Below are 16,654 nucleotides of genomic sequence, written 5' to 3'. Positions count from 1 at the left end.
TGGCATTCAGATCAGAACCTGAACACTTCCATATCCGTACGGATCGGCGTAGCCATCGGCATCTTCGGCTTTTGCGGCTCTGCCGGCTTGGCCTGTACCGGGGCCGACTTACGGGGCGCCTCGGCGATGGGGGGCTGGTTGGCCAGGGGCTTGAGGGCCACCGACAACTGCTGCGCCAATTGCTGCAGCAGCACGCCCTGGGCCTGAACCTGGGACGCGGTGGTGCCGGCATGTTCTTCCTGCAGGTGCACGATGCGGTTATCACGCACCTGGCCGCGACGGTCGATCAAGCGCCATTGCGCATCGAGGATCGCCGGTTGCGATTTACCGGAGTCGAGCCGGGTAATGGTCAGCAAGACCTGCACATCCGGGCTGAAGCCGGTTGGTGCGGGCGCCAGGACCACACGCTGGCTGTCCAACTGACCGGCCACCTGACGCAACATCAACTGGTTGATGTCAGACGATAAACTGCCTGCCCAACGACCATCGGTGGAACCTTGCAGGCTTCCATCGTTCTGACGTTGCAGCAGGGTTTCGCGTTGCAGGTAGTCGGCGACGACCACCGGCCCGAGCAAAACGGCCATGCCAGCGGTCTGGGCTGGCTGAGCTGGACTTCCGCTGTCCAGCTGGTACAGCGACACAGGCTGGTGTGTGCTGCAACCCGCCAACCCCAAAAGGCCAGCGAGCATCAAAAATAGAGGAACGCGTGGAGCAGTCATCATCCCATCCAGGTGGCTGCCACAAGGCGAACCACAATGTAATACTAAAAATAACCTAAACACGCTCGGCCACGCCGGCGCTGGAAAGGCCATATCATCCGTGAATATGCGCCATGACTCCAGCGCCAAAGCGTCGATCTACGCTTTAAATCGTAGATCGAGGGCTCTAATACGCCTTAAACCGGCGTTTCCACCAGCAAAGCATCCACACGCTGGAAGCCGCGAGGCAGTTTATTACCGCGACGACCACGCTCGCCCTTGTAGTGTTCGAGGTCGTCGGGGCGCAATGACAACGTGCGCTTGCCGGCCTGGAGCACCAGGGTGGCACCTTCCGGGATCACCGCGATGTCGGTCACGTACTCTTCGCGACTGGCCACCCGCTCGCCGGGAATACCAATAATCTTGTTGCCCTTGCCTTTGCCCAACTGCGGCAGATCGCTGATCTTGAACACCAGCAAGCGCCCTTCGGTGGTCACCGACGCCAGCCAGTTGCCTTCGCGGTCTTCCACCGGACGCGGCAGGATGACCTTGGCGTTGTTCGGCAGGCTCAACAACGCCTTGCCCGCCTTGTTCTTGGCCTGCAGGTCTTCACCCTTGACCACGAACCCGTAACCCGCGTCGGAAGCGATCACATACAGAGAATCGTCATCCGGCAGCAGCACACATTCAAAATTCGCCCCAGGTGGCGGCGTCAGGCGACCGGTCAACGGCTCGCCCTGCCCCCGCGCCGATGGCAAGGTATGGGCCGGCACCGAATAACTGCGCCCGGTGGAGTCAATAAACACCGCAAACTGGTTGGAGCGCCCGGCGGCGGCAGTCTTGAAGCCATCACCGGCCTTGTACGACAAGCCAGTGGCGTCAATATCATGCCCTTTGGCTGAGCGAACCCAACCCTTTTCCGACAGAACGACGGTAATTTTCTCGTTCGGCAGCAGTTCGGTCTCTGTCAGCGCCTTGGCTTCGGCACGTTGCACGATTGGCGAACGGCGGTCGTCGCCATAGGTTTCGGCGTCCTTGATCAACTCGCTGCGCACCAGCTTCTTCAGCTTGGCTTCGCTGCCCAGCAGGGCTTGCAGCTTGGCTTGCTCCTTGAGCAGCGCGTCCTGTTCGTCGCGCAGCTTCATCTCTTCCAGGCGTGCCAACTGACGCAAGCGGGTGTCGAGGATGTAGTCGGCCTGGATCTCGCTCAGCTCGAAGCGCGCGATCAGCTCAGCTTTCGGGTGCTCCGCGGTACGGATGATGTGGATCACTTCATCCAGGTTGAGGTAGGCAATCAGCAAGCCGTCCAACAGGTGCAGGCGCCGTTCGACCTTGTCGAGGCGGAACTGCAGGCGGCGGCGTACGGTTTGTATCCGGAACTCCAGCCACTCGACCAGCAGGTTGCGCAGGTTTTTCAACTGCGGCTTGCCGTCCAGGCCGATGATATTGACGTTGACCCGGTAGCTGGACTCCAGCTCAGTGCTGGCAAACAGATGCTGCATCAGCACTTCGTGGTCGACCCGGCTGTTGGTCGGGATGATCACAATACGGCATGGGTTTTCGTGGTCGGACTCGTCACGCAAGTCAGCGACCTGGGGCAATTTCGACGGTTTGGCCTGCATCAGCGCGGCAATCTGTTCCAGCACCTTGGCACCGGACACCTGGTGCGGCAGGGCGGTGACGATAATGTCGCCGTCTTCGATGTGATACACGGCGCGCATGCGCACCGAGCCCTTGCCGGTTTCGTACATCTTCAGCAGGTCGGCGCGCGGCGTGATGATTTCCGCTTCGGTCGGGTAATCCGGGCCCTGGATATGCTCGCACAGCTGCTCGACCGTGGCCTTGGGCTCATCCAGCAAGCGTACGCAGGCGGTGGCGACTTCGCGCAGGTTATGCGGCGGTACGTCGGTGGCCATGCCGACCGCGATACCGGTGGTGCCATTGAGCAGGATATTCGGCAAACGTGCGGGCAACACCAGGGGTTCGTCGAGAGTACCGTCAAAGTTCGGTCCCCAGTTCGCGGTACCCTGGCCCAGTTCGCTGAGCAACACTTCCGAATAGCGCGACAGGCGCGCCTCGGTGTAACGCATGGCCGCGAAGGACTTGGGATCATCCGGCGCACCCCAGTTACCCTGGCCGTCGACGAGGGTGTAGCGGTAGCTGAACGGCTGGGCCATCAGCACCATGGCTTCGTAGCACGCCGAATCGCCGTGGGGGTGGAACTTACCGAGCACGTCACCGACGGTACGCGCCGACTTCTTGTGCTTGGAATCGGCGTCCAGGCCCAACTCACTCATGGCGTAGATGATGCGCCGCTGTACGGGCTTGAGGCCGTCGCCGATATGCGGCAATGCACGGTCCATGATCACGTACATGGAGTAGTTGAGGTAGGCATTTTCGGTGAAGTCAGCCAGCGACCGGCGTTCTACGCCATCTAAGCTGTCTGCGAGGATGTCACTCATGCGGGCCTCATCATTGTTTGGTAAGGCGCAGCGGAAATGCCGCCGCGCCGGATCGATTCAAAAAAGTAGCGGCTCATGGCTGGGCGCTCCAGCCGCCAGCGGGGGCGGCAAAACGATAGACCATGGGGCGTTTTTCACCATCGGCGCGGGGGCCGAAATTATTGTCGATGCCCAGCCAGGCACCGTCTGCGTCCACCACCAGGGCTTCGGCCAGGCCATAGGGCTGGGCGTAACGCCGCTCGGGCGTCAGGGTTTCGTCGGCGAACGACCAGCACAGCTCGACCTTGGCCGTGACCGTATCGCGCCGGCAGATCTGGAACGCATTGCGCTCCAGGGTAAACAGCTTGCCGTTGAACAGTGACAGATCGGCGAAATCCTTGGACACCGCCTTGGCACCGACGAACTTGGCCGGCTGCATCTCCTGGCCGGCCTCGCTCAGCAACACGCAAGGGCCGTCGCAATCCCACAGGCTTTGCGGGCGCTTGATGGAGATGAGGCCGCGCCGCTCACGCTCCGCAGCCAGCCAGATCTGATTGCCCTCGGGGTTGATTGCCAGGCCTTCGAACAACGCATTGAAGTGCAGCAACATGCCACTGGCCCGGGCTTCACGCACCATGCCCGGGGCGATCTTCAACCATTCAGGCGCACCGCTCACCGGTACTTGCAGCACCGCCGCATGGGCTTCGCTGACAATGTAGCGATTGCCGGCGGCATCGCAGGTGATGCCTTCGAAATCCAGGTCGCCGCCGCGAATGAACGACGCAGCCTTGGTGCGCGAACGCAGCCCCCAGGGCAGCCCGGATTCCGGCACCGGCGGCACATCGATGCTTACCGCTTCGGCTTGCCAGGTCGGCGCACGGGTATCGAGACGGTAGATCTGGTCGTCATCACGATCGGAAACCGTCCACAGCTCCTTGCCACACAGCGCCAGGCCCGACAGGTTCCCGCCGCGCATGCCGTCCACCGGGTGTTCGGACACCAGCTTGAGCTCAGCCACGGGCGCGGCAACTACCGAAGTGGCCACCAGCCCGCTGAACATCAGGATCGCCAGGGCGACACCTGTGCGCATCAGCCCAGGACCTCAGCCAGGTTGCCCTTGGATTCCAGCCAGGACTTGCGGTCCGGCGCGCGTTTCTTCGCCAGCAGCATGTCCATCATTTCCGAGGTGGCGGCGAAGTCTTCCAGGGTCAACTGCACCAGGCGCCGGGTGTTGGGGTCCATGGTGGTCTCACGCAGTTGCGGCGGGTTCATTTCACCCAGGCCCTTGAATCGGGTGACCTGCGGCTTGCCACGCTTCTTCTCGGCCACCAGGCGGTCGAGAATGCCATCGCGCTCGGCTTCGTCCAGGGCGTAGAAAATCTCCTTTCCCAGGTCGATCCGGTACAGCGGCGGCATGGCGACGTAGACGTGACCGGCATCCACCAACGGACGGAAGTGCTGCACGAACAACGCGCACAGCAGGGTCGCGATGTGCAGGCCGTCGGAGTCGGCGTCGGCGAGGATGCAGATCTTGCCGTAGCGCAGCTGGCTCATGTCGGCTGCGCCTGGGTCGACGCCGATGGCCACGGCAATGTTGTGCACTTCCTGGCTGGCAAGGACTTCGCTGCCATCGACTTCCCAGGTATTGAGGATCTTGCCGCGCAACGGCAGGATCGCCTGGAATTCCTTGTCCCGCGCTTGCTTGGCGGAACCACCGGCGGAGTCACCTTCGACCAGGAACAGCTCGGAGCGCATCGGGTCCTGCCCGGCGCAATCGGCCAACTTACCCGGCAATGCCGGGCCCTGGGTAATGCGCTTGCGCTCGACCTTCTTGCTGGCCTTGAGGCGACGGCCGGCGTTGTTGATCGCCAGTTCCGCCAGGGCCAGGCCCAGTTCCGGGTGCTCGTTGAGCCACAGGCTGAAAGCATCCTTGACCACACCGGAGACAAACGCCGCCGCTTCGCGGGACGACAGGCGTTCCTTGGTCTGGCCGGAGAACTGCGGCTCTTGCATTTTCATCGACAGCACGAACGCAATGCGCTCCCACACGTCTTCCGGCGCCAGCTTCACGCCACGCGGCAGCAGGCTGCGGTATTCGCAGAATTCGCGCATGGCATCCAGCAGGCCCTGGCGCAGGCCGTTGACGTGGGTGCCGCCCTGGGCGGTGGGGATCAGGTTGACATAGCTTTCCTGCACGCTGTCGCCGCCTTCGGGCAGCCACAGCAGCGCCCAGTCGACGGCTTCCTTGTTGCCGGCCAGGCTGCCGCAGAACGGCTCGTTGGGCAGGCGTTCGAAATCACTGACGGAGTCTTCCAGGTAGGAACGCAGGCCGTCTTCGTAGTGCCACTCGACTTTCTCGCCAGTGCCTTTGTCTTCAAAGGTCACCAGCAGGCCCGGGCACAATACGGCCTTGGCCTTGAGCACGTGCTTGAGGCGGCTGATGGAGAATTTCGGCGAATCGAAGTACTTAGGGTCCGGCGCGAAGTACACGCTGGTGCCGGTATTGCGCTTGCCGACGGTACCGATGACCTGCAGGTCGGTGGCTTTGTAGCCATCGGCGAAGGTCATCTCGTACTCGTTGCCGTCGCGCTTGACCTTGACCCGCACCAACGTGGACAGGGCGTTGACCACGGAAATACCCACACCGTGCAAGCCACCGGAGAACTGGTAGTTCTTGTTGGAGAACTTGCCGCCGGCGTGCAGCTTGGTAAGGATCAGCTCGACGCCCGACACACCCTCTTCCGGGTGAATGTCCACCGGCATGCCGCGACCATCGTCGGACACTTCCAGGGAGTGGTCGGCGTGAAGAATGACGTGCACCGACTTGGCGTGCCCGGCCAAGGCTTCGTCGACGCTGTTGTCGATGACTTCCTGGGCAAGGTGGTTCGGCCGGCTGGTGTCGGTGTACATGCCGGGGCGTTTGCGCACCGGGTCGAGGCCCGAGAGGACTTCGATGGCGTCGGCGTTATAAGAGCTAGCGCTGGGAGTGGCCATGGGGTCTCGTCGTGAGTCGTTCGATTAAAAAGTAACCTGCAATTTCCAAGGCAATTACAGTGCCGAGAAATCGAAGGATTGATACTGATCTGCGCCAATGCCGGCAAAACTCAACAATGCCGGTAATTGCCGGGCAAACCCCTGGTAACCATGGTCGCCACCGGCCTGGATGCGCAAGGCACAGGCCCGGTAATACTGCTGGGCGAGGCGATAATCCAGTGTTTCATCGCCGGTCTGCAACCACACCTGGTAACGCGCGGCGTCCTGGGGCGCCGGTACTTCCAGCTCGGCCAGCGCCGTGACATGGTCGTGGGTCAGTTCCCAGGTTTCATCGGTGTAGAGGTTCTTCTGGGTCCCCAGGTAACCGTCGAACATCCGATGGGGGCTGACCGCCGGGTTGACCAGGAGTGCCTTGAGGCCATGGCGCTCGGCAAGATGGGTTGCATAGTAGCCGCCGAGCGAGCTGCCGACCAGCAGCGGCCGCCCCAGCTGGGCAATGGCTTCCTCCAATTGAGGAATTGCCTGACGGGGATGGTGATGCAGGGCCGGCACGCGCAATTGATCAGCCAGGCCCAGGGTGTCCATCACGGTAACCAGCTGGCAGGCCTTGTTGGACGCGGGCGCACTGTTGAAACCGTGGATATACAGGATCGAAGCGGACATGCCGGGGCCTCGCTGGGGCTGCCAAAGAGGCGCAGTTTACAGGGAACAGGGGGCTTGTGGGTGCAGCCGATCGCCGCTGACGGTACTATCTACGGCCCGGGAACCCGGATATATGGCCGGAGGCCAGTGGCCCGACTTCAAGCGGGGAAACACCATGCAACTTGAATGGCTTGAGGATTTTGTCGAACTGGCGCGCACTCGCAGCCTGTCGCGTGCCGCCGAAAATCGCTGTGTCACGCATCCAGCGTTCGGTCGACGTATCCGGGCGCTGGAAGAATGGGTCGGCACGCCATTGATCGAGCGCAAGCAACCCCTGTCACTGACACCCTGCGGCCTGCTGTTCCTTGATGCCGCCACTCAATCGCTGGAATTGCTGGGCACTGTCAGAGCGCAGTTCAAAAATGACACCCTCAGCCGCGACGAACCGGTGCGCATCGCCACCGGCCGGACCCTGGCCTGTGACTTTTTCCCCGATTGGTACGAGTCATTGCACCCGAAACTGGGCAGCTTTGCGGTGTCATTGCTCACCAGCGGTGCGCAAGAAGCGATCAGCCGGTTGTCCGCCGGCGAGGTTGATCTGCTGCTGAGTTTTTCCAGCCCGCTGACCCAGACGCTGTTGGACCCGGAGCATTTCGACTCCCGAGTACTGGCCAAGGAGGAACTGCTACCGGTCAGCGCCCCGAGCGCCCCTGGGCAGCCGCAACTGCAGATACTCGCCGACAGCAACGCCCTGCCCATCCCTTGGCTGGCCTTCTCACCCACTCTGACACTGCGCAGCGTACTGGCCCGGCATTTGGATCGACTGCCGCAGCGCCTGGCGCTGCGAATGGTTTACCAAGCGGACTCCTATGACGCCATTCTGGAAATGGCCAAGCGTGGCCGGGGGCTGGCGTGGTTGCCGCGCATGGTCGTCAACGACGCGCTGGCATCGGGCGAGCTGCTGATGGCGGGGGGCGCCGAATTTTGCGTCAGTTTCGACGTTTCGCTGCATCGCCTGCGCGCCAACCGGAGCGAGATGGTGATGAGGATATGGACAGCCTTGACCCCCTCCACCACCCAGTAGCCGGATTTACGCGCTCTATCACCGCTGCCGGCAACAACCTGCCGGGTCGTGCCGAAACAGCTCAAATCTGTGCCGAAAGAGCAATTGCCGTTCTGCCGCCTTTGGTTCACTTTCATCCGGGCTTTCACCCATAACAATTAACGCCTTCGATGTCGCCAGGCCGCGCTGCGGTTCGGAGAGTCCGTAGGCCAACAGTGAAACAAACCCGGTGCACACTCATGACAACTCAATCATCCGCCTTATCATCGGCCCAAGCTCCCACCCGGCGCGGCCCATGGAAAGAGATCATCGCTGCCAGCGTCGGCAACGCGCTGGAGTTCTATGACTTACTGATCTATGGCTATTTTGCAGTCGTCATCGGCAAACAGTTTTTTCCGTCCGATAACGAAACCACCTCATTGCTGCTGGCCGTAGGCTCGTTCGGCATTTCCTTTTTGATGCGCCCGCTGGGCGCCATTGTGCTCGGTTCATACACCGACAGAGCCGGACGAAAGGCGTCATTGACGCTGTCGATCATGATCATGCTGGTCGGCACCGCAATGATTACGTTCGCCCCGACCTACGAGCAGATCGGCCTGGCGGCGCCGCTGCTGATCATCGTTGCCCGCATGCTCCAGGGGTTTTCCACGGGCGGCGAATTTGGCGCGGCGACCGCGTTCATGGTCGAACACGCCGACGCCGGGCGACGGGGTTTCTTTGCCAGCTGGCAATTGTCTACCCAGGGGCTGGCAACTGTGCTGGCGGCGGGTGTCAGTGCGATCCTCAGCTATGCGCTGTCGGATGTGCAGTTGAACGATTGGGGCTGGCGTGTAGCCTTCGGCTTCGGCCTGCTGATCGGGCCGGTAGGCTTTTACATTCGCAGACAAATCGATGAAACGCCGGACTTCAAGAAAAACGTAGCCAACGTAGCGGTCAAGACCCCACTGCGGGATGTCCTGATCAAAGGGCACGTCAGCCTGTTGCTGGCTATCGGCGTGGTGGCGGGCGCGACCGCATTCAATTACGTGCATAAGCTGTACATGCCGATCTACGCCTTTAAACAACTGAGCATCACTGCCACGTCGTCCTACCTGGGGGCCCTGATGACCGGCATTACGTTGATGCTCATGGCCCCGATTTTCGGTGGGCTTTCCGATCGCCACGGGCGATTCCGAGTGTTGACCATCGCCTTGTCGATTACCGGACTGTCGTCTTATCCGATGTTCCTGCTGCTCAATATCTTCCCCAGTTTCTCCACGCTGCTGGTCGTGCAAGCGCTTGTCGGCGTATTGATTGCGGCCTGCCTGGGGCCAATCCCGGCAATGCTTGCCGACATCTTCCCAACCAGCATTCGCGGTACTGGGCTGGCGCTGAGCTACAACTTTTCCGTGACCCTGTTTGGTGGTTTCGCCCCGTTGATCGTGACCTGGATGATCGAGGCAAGCGGCAGCAAACTGGCGCCGAGCTTTTATGTGATGGCAACCATTTTGATCAGCGTACTGGCGATCGCCTGCCTGGGCCGGCGCATGCGCAGCGCCCATCCCTGCGCCAGTTAAGGGCCGCGAGTCCCCCCTGCTTGTCGCGGCTCGCCCCCGCGACAAGGTACCCACCTTGAGCCCTCGGAGGCAGACATGAAAACCCTTGAGCAGGTTCGTGCATCACTGACACCGTACCCTGTGGAAGTCGAGTTCCCCGATCTCAGCCAATGGAAAGCCGGCAACTGCGGGATCGACTATGTCCACAGTTTTGACAGCGGCACGCCTGGGCCACATGTGCTGGTCATGGCACTGACCCATGGCAATGAAGTCAGCGGAGCAATCGCAGTAGACGCCTTGCTGCGCAGCGGCGTGCGCCCTCGCAAAGGCCGTTTGTCACTGGCGTTCGGCAATATCGAGGCCTATCACCGCTTCGACCCACACGACATTGACGCCACCCGTTTTGTCGACGAGGACATGAACCGTGTCTGGCTACCATCAACACTGGACGGCGACCGAGACTCCGTGGAACTGCGTCGCGCACGTGAGCTGCGACCGCTGATCGACAGTGTCGACTTGCTGCTCGATATCCATTCGATGCACGAAGAATCCCCACCACTGATGATGTGTGGGGCCTGCGCCAAAGGCCTGAAATTCGCAAAATCGTTAGGCGTACCGGCAACCGTGGTGGTCGACGCCGGCCACGCCAATGGCCGGCGTATGCGTGACTATGGTGGGTTTGGCGATCCCGCCAGCCAAAAAAACGCACTGCTGATCGAGACCGGCCAACATTTTTCTAAAAAAAGCCAACACGTCGCCCTTGATATTGCCGCACGCTTCCTGATGGCGACTGATGCAGTCGCCGAGGCCGACGTCTTGAAGCTCCTGAGCCAGGAAAAGCCGGGGCCCCAGCAATGCCTGCAAGTCACTGAACCGGTGATCGCCCACGGCATGGACTTCCGTTTTACCGATGACTTCCGCGGCCTTGAGCGCATAGCCCAGGCTGGAACAGTGATCGCTCGGGACGACCGGCGCGAGATCGTCACACCCCATGACGACTGCGTGTTGATCCAGCCCTCGCTGCGGCAGTTGGGTCCAGGGGTTACGGTAGTGAGGCTGGCGAAGGTTCTGGATATTTAGCCGCCGAGACGTCAATAGCCGTCACTGCCGTAGTCCACCTGGAAGGCGAAGCCTTCGACCCGCTCCACCCCGGTCTCCAACCGTCCGTCGGCATACAGGCGCAACCAACGATAACCCGGCGCTTGCTCGCTGACCTTGAAATCCTCGCTGCCCGGCGCGAACTGGATGCAGGTGGACGGCGAAGCCAGCAGGCGCACGCCGTTGCGCTCGCGGTCGATCTCCTGGTGCACGTGGCCCCAGAGCACTGCCCTCACCTGCGGAAAACGGTCCAGCACGGCAAACAACGCATCGGGGTTGCGCAAGCCGATAGGTTCCATCCACGCACAGCCGATGGGCACCGGGTGATGGTGGAAACACACCAGATGATGGCGGTTCGGGGCTTCGCTCAAGGCTTGAGCCAGCAATTGCAGCTGCGAATCCTGCAGGTAGCCCGGGACCGAGCCCGGCACGGCGGAGTCGAGCAGGGTGATACGCCAGTTGCCGACGTCCACTACGGGCTCCAGCAGGTCACTGTGCGCGGCGGCGTGCACCATAATCTGCGGTTCGTCGTGATTACCGGGAATCCAGCGCGCCGGGGCCTTGATCTGCTGAGTCAGGTCACGAAATGCCTGGTAAGACGCCAGCGTACCGTCCTGGGACAAGTCCCCCGTGGCCACTACCAGGTCGATGTGCGGCTGTTGCTGGCGCACCAATCCAATCACCCGCTGCAGGCTCTCACGGGTGTTCATGCCCAACAGCAGGCTGTCGGCCTCGGCAAACAGGTGGCTGTCGGACAGCTGCACCAGCAGCGCAGCATCGGGGTTCAAGGTGGATACGCTCGGCAAGGCGCTCTCCCAAGGCAATCACAGGAATATAGAGTTGGAGCGATTATGCTGGGGCAGGACGCAAAGAGGAAACCCAGGAAGCAGACGCAGTTCACATCTACCGCACGACTTCGAACTCGTGGCCCAGGGCCAGGCAGTGGCTCAACCATTCACCGAGGAACACATTGAGCTGTGCTTTCTCATCGGGCTGGTGCATGAACACATTCGGGTAAGGATAAATGCTGCGAAAGCGCCGCGCATGTTCGGCGCTGATCACTTCGGCCATCCGCGCATCGTGGTACACCTGCACTTCCAGCTGCGGCACCGGCAGCCACGGCAGGCTGTGTTCCTGGCGCACCCGCAGGGTGGTGGTGTACGGGCAATTGACGATGACTTCCAGGGCCAGCACGCCCAGCATCTGGTCGCCATGGGTCACGCCGATGCGGCGCGCCTCCGGGGTGTGGCGCATGTCGGGCAACAGACGCATCAGCCGCGCATAGTTGGCCTCGCAGGCGGCTTGCAGCCCGATCAGGTCGACTCGATAACGTTCCCGTGCCTTTACTGCCATAACCCCCTCACTTCCGCGCGATTAAGCGCAAGCCATTGCAGGGCGATAATGCTGGCTGCGTTGGAAATCCTGCCGTCGCGCACGGCTTGCAGGGCGTCTTCAAAAGCCCAGACCGTGACGCGGATGTCTTCTGCCTCTTCTTCCAGTCCATGGACACCACCGGCCCCCGAGCTGTCGCAGCGACCCAGGTACAAGTGGACAAATTCGGTACTGCCACCGGGCGACGGGAAATACTTGGTGATCGGCCACAGTGCGGAGAACGTCAGCCCAGCTTCCTCCTCGGCCTCGCGGTGTGCAACCTCCTCCGGCTGCTCATCCCTGTCGATCAGGCCGGCGACCATCTCGATCAACCATGGATTGTCGGTACGGCCCATGGCACCCACGCGAAACTGCTCGTTGAGCACCACTTCATCACGCTGCGGATCGTAGGGCAGAACACACACGGCGTCGTGACGGACGAAGACTTCGCGATTGATCACTCGGCTCATGCCGCCAGCGAATTTTTCGTGGCGCAATTGCACGCGATCGAGCTGGTAGAAGCCCTTGTAGGCATTGTCGCGCTGAACAATCTCGATCGTGCTCGGCGTCGATTTCGCAATGTCTGTCATACCCTTCCTCATCATGTCCCGTGCAATTCGCGCCATCCTAACGCGCTCGTGCCCCTTGGTGCAGCCCCTTTGCGGTTGCCGGGCCAGACGGAGGAGGTCAAACTCACGCTCAATCAGCTTAGTGGCGAACTGACTGCCTTGCTGGTAGTCGAAGCTGCACAATTTCGCTCTTATCGATAGACGAAGGACATCCATGTCGCTTTTAAAAATCGCCTCCGTGGCCTGCATCGCCCTGACCCTCGGCGCCTGCCAAAGCCTGTTCCAACCCAGCTATCGCACACCGCTGGAAGCCACCCGCGACGCCAGCGAGCAGAGCAAGCCGGGCTGCGCCGCCAGCGATTGCCCGCTGGTGAATATCGACACCGTGCACTTTGCCAAGGAACCCAAGCTGGATGCCTTGATCGAGCAACGCCTGCTGGAAATGACCCGTACCAACGCGGGCGACCCGCTGCCGTCGAGCCTGGAGTCCTATCGCGAGCAATTCCTCGGCACCGCCGCCCCACGCAACAGCATGTACTTGCAGGCCAAGGTACGGGAGCAGCATGACGGTTTGGTAATCATCGAGCTGTCCAGCTACCTGGACCAGGGCGCCACCCACGGCGAGCCTGGCCGCGCGTTCATCAACTATTCGCGTCAGCAGCAAAAGGCCCTGTGGCTGAGCGATATGCTGCTGCCAGGCAAGGAAGACGCGTTCTGGAAAGCCGCCCAGGTGGCCCACAACAGCTGGCTGATCAGCACCCGCCTGAGCCTGGAACCGGAGTTCGTGAAAACCTACCCGTTCCAGAAAACCCCGAACGTGGCGCTGACCTACGGGGGCGTGATCCTCAAGTACCCCACCAGCACCATCGCGCCGTACGCCCTGGGCCATGTCGAGTTGCAGATCCCCTACTCGCGCCTGGAAGGCATCCTCAAGCCTGAGCTGGTGCCCGCGCGCCGCTGAAGGCCCGTCCCAGGATGAACTGCAACAACCCTGCCAGCACCAGCGCCGGCAGGGTTGCCCCGATGTCCGGGTACAGGTTGGCCAACAGATGATACGTGCCGATGCCACCCAGCCAGGCCACCAGTGCCGGCCAACGCAGGCTGGCGAACGTGCCATGAGCACGACGGCGCAGGATGAAATGATCCACCAGCACCACGCCGAACAACGGCGCAAACACTGAGCCGATCAGCAACAGGAAGTTCTGGTATTGCGCCAACGGGGCAAAACAGGCGATCAGGGTGCAGATCACACCAATGGCCAGGGCCAGGTGCTCGACCTTCACGCGCAACAGCATCCCACTGGACACCGCCGCCGAGTGAATATCGGCAAAGGCGTTTTCCGACTCGTCCAACAGGATCAGCAACAGCGGAATCCCCAGGCCAGCCCCGGCCAGCGCCAGCAACAGCGCATTCACTTCACCACTGGGCGCAAACGCCAGGGTGTAGGCCACGCCCAGGCTCATCAGCCAGAAATTGCCGATAAAGAAGCCCAGCGCCGTGCCGCCAAACACACTCTTGGCGCGCTTGCCGAAGCGTGAGTAATCGGCAATCAGCGGCAACCACGACAGCGGCATGGCGATGGCGATATCAAAGCCGACGGCAAAGGGCATCGAACCGTCACCGGCCTGGGCCCAGAGTGCGGCGAGATCGGCCTTGGCGAACAGATTCCAGGTCAGCCACAGGCAGGCCGCCAGCAGCAGCCAGATCCCCCATTTGCGCAGGATCTGGCGTACGAACGTCAATGGCCCGCTGACCGCCAGCAAGGTCGCCAAACCACCGAAGAACAGTGTCCACAGCAACGGGCTGGCCAACAGGCTGCCGTCGCTGAACGTGCGTGTGCCCAACAGGCTGGCGGCATCGCGCATCACAATGATCTCGAACGAGCCCCAGCCAATCAGTTGCAACAGGTTCAGCAACGCCGGCAGGCTCGCGCCCTTGGTACCGAGGCTGAGCTTGAGGGCGGCCATGGCGGACAGGCCGGTGTCGCTGCCGATCACACCGACGGCAGCCAGCAACAGCACGCCGACCAGGGTGCCGAGGAAAATCGCCAGCAAGGAACCGGACAAGCCCAGGCCCGGCGCGAGCAAGGCGCCGGTTTGCAGGACCATCAGGCCGATGCCGAGGGAGAACCACAGGGAGAACAGGTCGCGGGCGCCGAAGACGCGCTTGTCTGAGGTGACCGCGACGTCAGGGGAATAAGTGTTCAAATCAGAAGTCTCAAGAGAACATGGTTACGAGCCGCAAGCCGCAAGAAAAAGCAGATTCAGCTTTTAACTTGTAGCTTGCCGCTTGCCGCTTGCCGCTTAAACTTTCTTGTACAACTGACTGCCTTCCTGCTTGAACCGCTCCGCCTGCTCCGCCAAGCCCTTGGCCACGTCCACATCCACCGCGTCAATGCGCTGGTTGGCCGCGTACTCGCGCACTTCCTGGGTGATTTTCATCGAGCAGAACTTCGGCCCGCACATGGAGCAGAAGTGCGCGACCTTGGCCGAGTCCTTCGGCAGGGTTTCGTCGTGGTACGAACGCGCGGTGTCCGGGTCCAGGCCGAGGTTGAACTGGTCTTCCCAGCGGAACTCGAAGCGTGCCTTGCTCAAGGCGTTATCGCGGATCTGCGCGCCCGGATGCCCCTTGGCCAAGTCCGCCGCATGGGCGGCGATCTTGTAGGTGATGATCCCGGTCTTCACGTCATCCTTGTTCGGCAGGCCCAGGTGTTCCTTGGGCGTGACGTAGCAGAGCATGGCGCAACCGAACCAGCCGATCATCGCCGCACCGATGCCGGAGGTGATGTGGTCATAGCCCGGCGCGATGTCGGTGGTCAGTGGGCCGAGGGTGTAGAACGGCGCTTCGTCGCAGCATTCGAGCTGCTTGTCCATGTTCTCCTTGATCAACTGCATCGGCACGTGGCCGGGGCCTTCGATCATGGTTTGCACGTCGTGCTTCCAGGCGATCTTGGTCAGCTCGCCAAGGGTTTCCAGTTCGCCGAACTGCGCGGCGTCGTTGGCGTCGGCAATCGAGCCTGGGCGCAGGCCGTCGCCGAGGGAGAAGCTGACGTCATAGGCCTTCATGATTTCGCAGATTTCGTCGAAATGCGTGTAGGTGAAGTTCTCTTTGTGGTGCGCCAGGCACCACTTGGCCATGATCGAACCGCCACGGGACACGATGCCGGTGACGCGCTTGGCGGTCAGCGGCACGTAGCGCAGCAGCACGCCCGCATGGATGGTGAAGTAATCGACGCCCTGCTCGGCCTGTTCGATCAGGGTGTCGCGGAACAGCTCCCAGGTCAGGTCTTCGGCCGCGCCGCCGACTTTTTCCAGGGCCTGGTAGATCGGCACGGTACCGATCGGCACCGGCGAGTTGCGGATGATCCACTCACGGGTTTCGTGGATGTGCTTGCCGGTGGACAGGTCCATCACGGTGTCCGAGCCCCAGCGAATGCCCCAGGTGAGTTTCGCCACTTCTTCTTCGATGGACGAACCCAGGGCGCTGTTGCCGATGTTGCCGTTGATCTTCACCAGGAAGTTACGGCCGATGATCATCGGTTCCAGTTCGGTGTGGTTGATGTTGGCCGGGATGATTGCGCGGCCACGGGCGATTTCTTCACGCACGAATTCAGGGGTGATGATTTTCGGCACGCTGGCGCCGAAGCTGTGGCCGGCGTGTTGCTGGTCGAGCAGGCCACTGGCACGGGCCTCTTCCAGCTTCATGTTTTCGCGGATGGCGACGTATTCCATCTCCGCAGTAATGATGCCTTTGCGCGCGTAGTGCATCTGCGTGACGTTGGCCCCGGCCTTGGCGCGGCGCGGGTTTTTCACGTGGGCGAAACGCAGCGCAGTCAGCTCCGCGTCGCTCAGGCGCTGTTGGCCAAAGTGCGAACTCAAGCCCGACAGGCGCTCGGTGTCGCCACGCGCTTCGATCCACGGCGAGCGCACATCGCCCAGGCCTTTGCGCACATCGATGATCACATTCGGGTCGGTGTACGGGCCGGAGGTGTCGTAGACCACCACGGGCGCATTAATTTCGCCGCCGAAGTCGGTGGGGGTCACGTCCAGGCTGACTTCGCGCATGGGTACGCGAATGTCCGGGCGAGTGCCCTGCACGTAGATTTTTTGCGAGCGGGTAAACGGCTGCACGGAGCCGGAGTCGACCTTGGCCGATTCACTCAAATGCACGGTGTTTTTCAGTTTTGTACTTTTTATTTCTGTGCTCATCACGGGCTCTCCAACTATCCAGGCGGTGGATTTTT

Annotated in this window: 14 protein-coding genes; 4 read left to right on the top strand and 10 right to left on the bottom strand. The window is 61.6% G+C overall.

The genetic code is table 11. From position 1 onward, the window contains the following. Positions 1-11 precede the first annotated feature (11 nt). The 5 genes from Q8X51_RS21980 to Q8X51_RS21960 form a co-directional block, all read right to left on the bottom strand. On the bottom strand, positions 12-722 hold the full coding sequence (locus tag Q8X51_RS21980) for a PqiC family protein (RefSeq protein ID WP_027604914.1): 711 nt from the start codon (positions 720-722) through the stop codon (positions 12-14). A 173-nt stretch (positions 723-895) separates the two neighbouring features. Continuing rightward, entirely contained in the window at positions 896-3,160 is a 2,265-nt protein-coding gene (parC, locus tag Q8X51_RS21975; protein WP_065925637.1) for a DNA topoisomerase IV subunit A, read from the bottom strand. Between the two features lie 73 nt (positions 3,161-3,233). Beyond that, positions 3,234-4,229, bottom strand: coding sequence for an esterase-like activity of phytase family protein (locus Q8X51_RS21970; RefSeq protein ID WP_407693582.1), 996 nt, complete (start codon positions 4,227-4,229; stop codon positions 3,234-3,236). After that, a complete protein-coding gene (gene parE / locus Q8X51_RS21965) occupies positions 4,229-6,133 on the bottom strand; it encodes a DNA topoisomerase IV subunit B (protein WP_027604917.1) in 1,905 nt (634 codons plus the stop codon). The genes Q8X51_RS21970 and parE overlap by 1 nt, the downstream gene beginning before the upstream one ends. Positions 6,134-6,187: 54 nt before the next feature. Next, positions 6,188-6,796: a YqiA/YcfP family alpha/beta fold hydrolase gene (locus Q8X51_RS21960; protein WP_065925639.1), complete on the bottom strand. Its 609-nt coding sequence runs from the start codon at positions 6,794-6,796 to the stop codon at positions 6,188-6,190. 154 nt (positions 6,797-6,950) lie between these two features. Here Q8X51_RS21960 and Q8X51_RS21955 point away from each other — a divergent pair, with 154 nt between their 5' ends. The 3 genes from Q8X51_RS21955 (at position 6,951) to Q8X51_RS21945 (ending at position 10,453) form a co-directional block, all read left to right on the top strand. Beyond that, on the top strand, positions 6,951-7,859 hold the full coding sequence (locus Q8X51_RS21955) for a LysR family transcriptional regulator (RefSeq protein ID WP_065925844.1): 909 nt from the start codon (positions 6,951-6,953) through the stop codon (positions 7,857-7,859). 218 nt (positions 7,860-8,077) lie between these two features. Continuing rightward, entirely contained in the window at positions 8,078-9,394 is a 1,317-nt protein-coding gene (locus tag Q8X51_RS21950; RefSeq protein ID WP_065946613.1) for an MFS transporter, read from the top strand. Between the two features lie 75 nt (positions 9,395-9,469). Continuing rightward, the gene (locus Q8X51_RS21945) at positions 9,470-10,453 is read left to right on the top strand and encodes a M14 family metallopeptidase (RefSeq protein ID WP_407693581.1); all 984 of its coding nucleotides are present in this window, start codon (positions 9,470-9,472) and stop codon (positions 10,451-10,453) included. A gap of 11 nt (positions 10,454-10,464) precedes the next feature. Here Q8X51_RS21945 and cpdA read toward each other — a convergent pair whose 3' ends face one another. The 3 genes from cpdA to Q8X51_RS21930 all read right to left on the bottom strand — a co-directional run bounded on the left by cpdA (position 10,465) and on the right by Q8X51_RS21930 (position 12,432). After that, complete coding sequence (gene cpdA / locus Q8X51_RS21940) at positions 10,465-11,277, bottom strand: 3',5'-cyclic-AMP phosphodiesterase (RefSeq protein WP_065925642.1); 813 nt, start codon at positions 11,275-11,277, stop codon at positions 10,465-10,467. A 97-nt stretch (positions 11,278-11,374) separates the two neighbouring features. After that, a complete protein-coding gene (locus tag Q8X51_RS21935) occupies positions 11,375-11,824 on the bottom strand; it encodes a DUF1249 domain-containing protein (protein WP_017526444.1) in 450 nt (149 codons plus the stop codon). Next, complete coding sequence (locus tag Q8X51_RS21930) at positions 11,815-12,432, bottom strand: NUDIX domain-containing protein (RefSeq protein ID WP_027604920.1); 618 nt, start codon at positions 12,430-12,432, stop codon at positions 11,815-11,817. The genes Q8X51_RS21935 and Q8X51_RS21930 overlap by 10 nt, the downstream gene beginning before the upstream one ends. A 193-nt stretch (positions 12,433-12,625) precedes the next feature. On the opposite strand from Q8X51_RS21930, the gene Q8X51_RS21925 reads away from it, so the two are divergent. Continuing rightward, positions 12,626-13,372 carry an RsiV family protein gene (locus tag Q8X51_RS21925; RefSeq protein ID WP_027604921.1) on the top strand — a complete coding sequence of 249 codons (747 nt, stop codon included), beginning with the start codon at positions 12,626-12,628 and terminating at the stop codon, positions 13,370-13,372. Here the strand turns inward: Q8X51_RS21925 and cytX are convergent. Both cytX and thiC read right to left on the bottom strand, forming a co-directional pair. Beyond that, positions 13,341-14,618: a putative hydroxymethylpyrimidine transporter CytX gene (cytX, locus tag Q8X51_RS21920; RefSeq protein ID WP_407693580.1), complete on the bottom strand. Its 1,278-nt coding sequence runs from the start codon at positions 14,616-14,618 to the stop codon at positions 13,341-13,343. The genes Q8X51_RS21925 and cytX overlap by 32 nt on opposite strands. Positions 14,619-14,714: 96 nt before the next feature. Beyond that, positions 14,715-16,619 (bottom strand): phosphomethylpyrimidine synthase ThiC, encoded by a 1,905-nt coding sequence (gene thiC, locus Q8X51_RS21915; protein WP_065925644.1) that lies wholly within the window; start codon positions 16,617-16,619, stop codon positions 14,715-14,717. Positions 16,620-16,654 lie beyond the last annotated feature (35 nt).

The organism is Pseudomonas sp. Yb2C2 (assembly GCF_052112325.1).
GTDB lineage: Bacteria > Pseudomonadota > Gammaproteobacteria > Pseudomonadales > Pseudomonadaceae > Aquipseudomonas > Aquipseudomonas marginalis.
The sequence above is the reverse complement of the archived record's forward strand: the minus strand, read 5'-3'. Positions and strand labels throughout refer to the sequence as shown.